The 4372-nt window shown below is 71.9% G+C and carries 3 protein-coding genes; all 3 read right to left on the reverse strand.

Going from position 1 to position 4372, the window contains the following annotated elements:
* Positions 1–118: 118 nt before the first annotated feature.
* The 3 genes from mraY to ABZ671_RS32390 are packed head-to-tail and all read right to left on the reverse strand — an operon-like array spanning position 119 to position 4154.
* Complete coding sequence (gene mraY / locus ABZ671_RS32380) at positions 119–1243, reverse strand: phospho-N-acetylmuramoyl-pentapeptide-transferase (RefSeq protein WP_357865267.1); 1125 nt, start codon at positions 1241–1243, stop codon at positions 119–121.
* Positions 1240–2637, reverse strand: a complete 1398-nt coding sequence (gene murF / locus ABZ671_RS32385; protein WP_357865271.1) for a UDP-N-acetylmuramoyl-tripeptide--D-alanyl-D-alanine ligase — start codon at positions 2635–2637, stop codon at positions 1240–1242. Before murF ends, mraY begins: the two co-directional genes overlap by 4 nt.
* Positions 2634–4154: a UDP-N-acetylmuramoyl-L-alanyl-D-glutamate--2,6-diaminopimelate ligase gene (locus ABZ671_RS32390; RefSeq protein ID WP_357865274.1), complete on the reverse strand. Its 1521-nt coding sequence runs from the start codon at positions 4152–4154 to the stop codon at positions 2634–2636. The genes murF and ABZ671_RS32390 overlap by 4 nt, the downstream gene beginning before the upstream one ends.
* Positions 4155–4372: the final 218 nt, after the last annotated feature.

The following is a 4372-nucleotide window of genomic DNA, read 5'->3' on the forward strand; positions in this document are numbered from 1 at the left end:
CACGACGACGGCTCCGGGGGGTGTATTTGCGTTGAATGTGGCAAAGGTCAGGTTCAGCAAAACCAGTGCCGTCAAGAGTACGAGGGAAAGCGGAAAACAAGGGGCCCCTCCTTCCACCTCAGGTGACCGCGGCGAGGAACTCGCTGTAGAACAGGCCCAGCGCGATGGCCACGCCGATGCCGGCAATGATCCAGAACCGGACCACGATGTTGACCTCGCTCCAGCCGGCCAGTTCGAAGTGGTGCTGCAGCGGTGACATCCGGAACACCCGCTTACCGGTGGTCCGGAACGAGATGATCTGGATCACCACGGACATCGTGATGATCACGAACAGCGCGCCGATGATCGGCAGCAACAGGATGGTCCGGGTGGACATCGCCATGCCGGCGATCAGGCCGCCCAGGCCGAGCGCGCCGGTGTCGCCCATGAAAATCCGGGCCGGCGAGGTGTTCCACCAGAGGAAACCGACGCAGGCGCCGGCCGCCGCGCCGGCGATCAGGGCGATCTCCAGCGGGTCCCGGACCGTGTAGCAGTATCCCGTGGTGTAGTCCGGGTCGGCGCACCAGTGCCGGTACTGCCAGAAGGCGATCAGCGAATACGCGGCCAGCACCATCACCGAGGCACCGGTGGCCAGGCCGTCCAGACCGTCGGTGAGGTTCACCCCGTTGGTCGCCGCCATCACCACCAGGATGATCACGATCACCGCACCGATCTTGCCGATCTCCAGGGCCGGGATGTCCCGGATGAAGCTCAGCGTGGTGCTGCCCACCGTCTCGGCATTGGTCCGGTTGCCGGCCCGGTCGTACATGGTGCTCGGGAAGTAGAGCGCGATGACGCCGAAGACCGCCCCGACAATGATCTGGCCGGCCAGCTTGCCGCGCTTGTTGAGGCCGCCGCTGTGCCGCTTGCGCACCTTGAGGAAGTCGTCGATGAAACCGACCGCGCCGGAGAACACCATCAGCCCCAGCAGCACCAGCGCGGTGATGGTCGGCTCGACCTGGGCGATCTGCATGTCCGGCAGGGTGGTCAGCGCCAGGTGACCGGCGACGTACGCGATCACCGTGGCCAGGATGAAGACCACGCCGCCCATCGTCGGCGTGCCCTTCTTGCCCTGGTGCATGGCCGGGCCCTCGGCCCGGATCGGCTGCCCGGCCTTGAGCCGGGTGAACACCTTGATCGCGATCGGGGTCAAGAACAGCGAGACGATGAAGGCGACCCCGATGGCGACGATCACCGCCCTCATGAGGCGGCTCCCTCGGTGGCATCGGCGCGCAACGCGTCGGCCACCTCCCAGGTGCGGTACCGGGAGCCCTTCACCAGGACCACGTCACCCGGACGCAGCTCGCTCCGCAGCGCCTCGACGGCTGCCGCCTGATCGGTGAGCAGCACCGATTCTCCTCCCCAGTCACTTACCGCTGTGGCCCCTTCGTGGATCGGCACCGCCGGCTCGCCCACCACGAGTAGCCGGTCGACACCCAGCTCGGCCGCCAGCCGGCCGACCTGCTGGTGCCCCTCCGTCTCGAAGTCGCCCAGCTCGGCCATGTAGCCGAGCACCGCGACGGTACGCCCCGACCCGCGCATGCTGACCAGCGACCGTAGCGCGACCGCCATCGAGGCCGGGTTGGCGTTGTACGAGTCGTCGATGACGGTGACCCCGTCAGGGCGCTCGAACACGTCCATCCGCCGGCTGGAGACGAGCCCCAACTCGCCCAGCGCGGTGGCCAGGTCGGCCACGGACATCCCCAGCTCGCGGGCCACCGTCGCGGCGGCGAGGGTGTTGGAGACCTGGTGCCGCCCGGTCAGCCCGAGCCGCACCGGGGCGCTTCCCTCCGGCGTCACCAGGGTGTACGCCGCCCGCCCCCGCTCGTCGAGCGTCACGTCCACCGCCCGCACGTCGGCCCGCTCCGATTCGCCGTACCGGACGACCCGGGCCCCGGTGCGGGTGGCCATCGCGTCCACGCGGGGATCGTCGGCGTTCAGCACGGCCAGCCCGTCGGCGGGCAGCGCCTCGACCAGCTCCCCCTTGGCCAGGGCGATGGTCTCCACCGAGCCGAACTCGCCGAGGTGCGCGACCCCGACGTTGAGCACCACCGAGATCCGCGGCGGCACCACGTCGCAGAGGTAGCGGACGTGCCCGACCCCCCGGGCGCCCTTCTCCATTACCAGGTAGCGGGTCTGAGGGGTGGCCTGCAACGCCGTGTACGGGTGCCCCAGCTCGTTGTTGAACGAGCCGGGCGGTGCCACGGTCGGGCCGAGCCGGACGGCCAGCTGGGCGATCAGATCCTTGGTGCTGGTCTTGCCGGACGACCCGGTAAGCCCGATCACGGTCAGCCCGGGCAGCCGGTCGACCACCGCGCGGGCCAGCCGTCCCATCGCGTCGAGCGCGTCGCCGACCAGCACCATCGGCACGCCGGGCACCTCGCGGGTGCCGAGCACGGCCACCGCGCCCGAGGCCACTGCGGCGGCAGCGTAGTCGTGCCCGTCCACCTGCTCGCCGGGAAAGGCGACGAAGAGCCCGCCGGGGCCGACCTTGCGCGAGTCGAACTCGACGGTGCCGGTGACCCGGACGTCCGGGTCAGCGGCGACCAGCCGGCCGTCGACGGCGGCGGCCACCTCGGCCACGGTCAGCGGGATCATCGCTGCCCCACCAGGTCGCCGAAGCGGGCGCGCAGCGCCGCCGCCAACTCCACCCGGTCGTCGAACGGCAGCACCTCGCCGTTGATCTCCTGGCCGCGTTCCTGGCCCTTGCCCAGCAGCGCGACGATGTCACCCGGTTCGGCCACCCGGACCGCCTCCTCGATCGCGGCCCGTCGACCGGGCGCCTCGATGATCCGCGCACCGGTGTCCGCCGCGTACGCCCCGACCAGCACCTCGCCCCGGATCGCGGCCGGGTCCTCGGTGCGCGGATTGTCGTCGGTCACCAGCACCACGTCGGCGCCCCGGGCCGCCACGGCGCCCATCACCGGCCGCTTGCCCCGGTCCCGGTCGCCGCCGGCGCCCAGCACGCAGATCAGTCGGCCCACGGTCAGCTCCCGCAGGGCGACCAGCACCGCCTCGATTGCGTTGGCCTTGTGCGCGTAGTCGACGACCCCGAGCACCGGGGCGTCGCCGCTGACCAGTTCCAGCCGCCCGGGCACCCCGCCGCAGCCAGCCACCCCCGACGCGGCGGTGGCCGGATCGACCCCGGCGGCCACCAGAGTGGCGATGGCGAGCAGCGCGTTGGCCACGTTGTGCCGGCCGGGCAGCGACACGCCGGTGGGCAGGGTCACTCCGTCCGGGCCGTGCACGGTGAAGCGCTGCGCGTACCCCTCGCCGTCGACGCCGTCAGCCCACCAGGTTGCGGCCGGGTCACCGGCCGCCGAATAGGTCACGGTCGCCGGCTTGAGCAGCGGGCGCAGCGCCGGGTCGTCGTGGTTGAGCACCTCGACCTGGCAGCGCCCGTCGAAGAGCTTCGCCTTGGCGGCGAAGTAGTCTGCCTCGTCGGCGTGGAAGTCCAGGTGGTCGGAGCCGAAGTTGGTGTAGCCGCCGACGTCGAACCGGACCCCGCCGACCCGCCCCATGGCCAGGGCGTGGCTGGACACCTCCATGACCACCGCGTCGACTCCGCGCTCGCGGGCCACGGCGAGCATGGCGTGCAGGTCGGTCGCCTCCGGGGTGGTCCGGACGCTGTCGATCACCAGGTCGCCGAGCCGGGTCTCCACCGTGCCGATCAGGCCGGTGGTGTGCCCGGCGGCGCGCAGCCCGGACTCGATCAGGTAGCTGGTGGAGGTCTTGCCGGCGGTGCCGGTCACGCCGATCACGGTCAGCCCCGCGGTCGGTTCGCCGTAGACGGCCGAGGCGAGCATGCCGAGCGCCGCGCGCGGGTTGGCCACCACCAGGGCCGGCAACCCGTGGTCGGCGGCCTGCTCGGCGCCGGCCGGGTCGGTGAGTACGGCGACCGCGCCGGCCGCCGCCGCGTCGGCGACGAACTCCGCGCCGTGCCGGCGGGCACCGGGCAGGGCAGCGTACAGGTCGCCGGGGCGGACCTCGCCGCTGGCGTGGGTCACCCCGGTCACCATCGGATCACCGCTAGTAGGAGGCGCCACGGCGAGCCGGGCGGCTAGGTCACCGAGCCGGATTCCGGTCACGGTACGGGGACGAGGATTGCCGCGCACGGCGTCAGACCCTACCCGGTCGCCCGCTCCCGGCCGAACGGCGCGCCTGAATCTCCGCCTCAGGGGACCCCGCCGCAGGCGGAAGGCGCCCCTGGCGGAGGGCGCTGGTCGCCCGCTCCGCTCGTACGACGGTCAGCGGTTGCAGCGGGTGCAGCGGCGCGCACCGCGTGTCGCACCCGTTTCCTGATCACCTCCGCATCGGGACGCATCTGGGGCAG

The organism is Micromonospora sp. NPDC006766, assembly GCF_040636055.1.
Taxonomy (GTDB): domain Bacteria; phylum Actinomycetota; class Actinomycetes; order Mycobacteriales; family Micromonosporaceae; genus Micromonospora.

Coding starts and splice junctions, on each gene's coding strand:
- murF (WP_357865271.1), bottom strand. CDS start 2,637: ATGATCCCGCTGACCGTGGCCGAGGTGGCCGCCGCCGTCGACGGCCGG.
- mraY (WP_357865267.1), bottom strand. CDS start 1,243: ATGAGGGCGGTGATCGTCGCCATCGGGGTCGCCTTCATCGTCTCGCTG.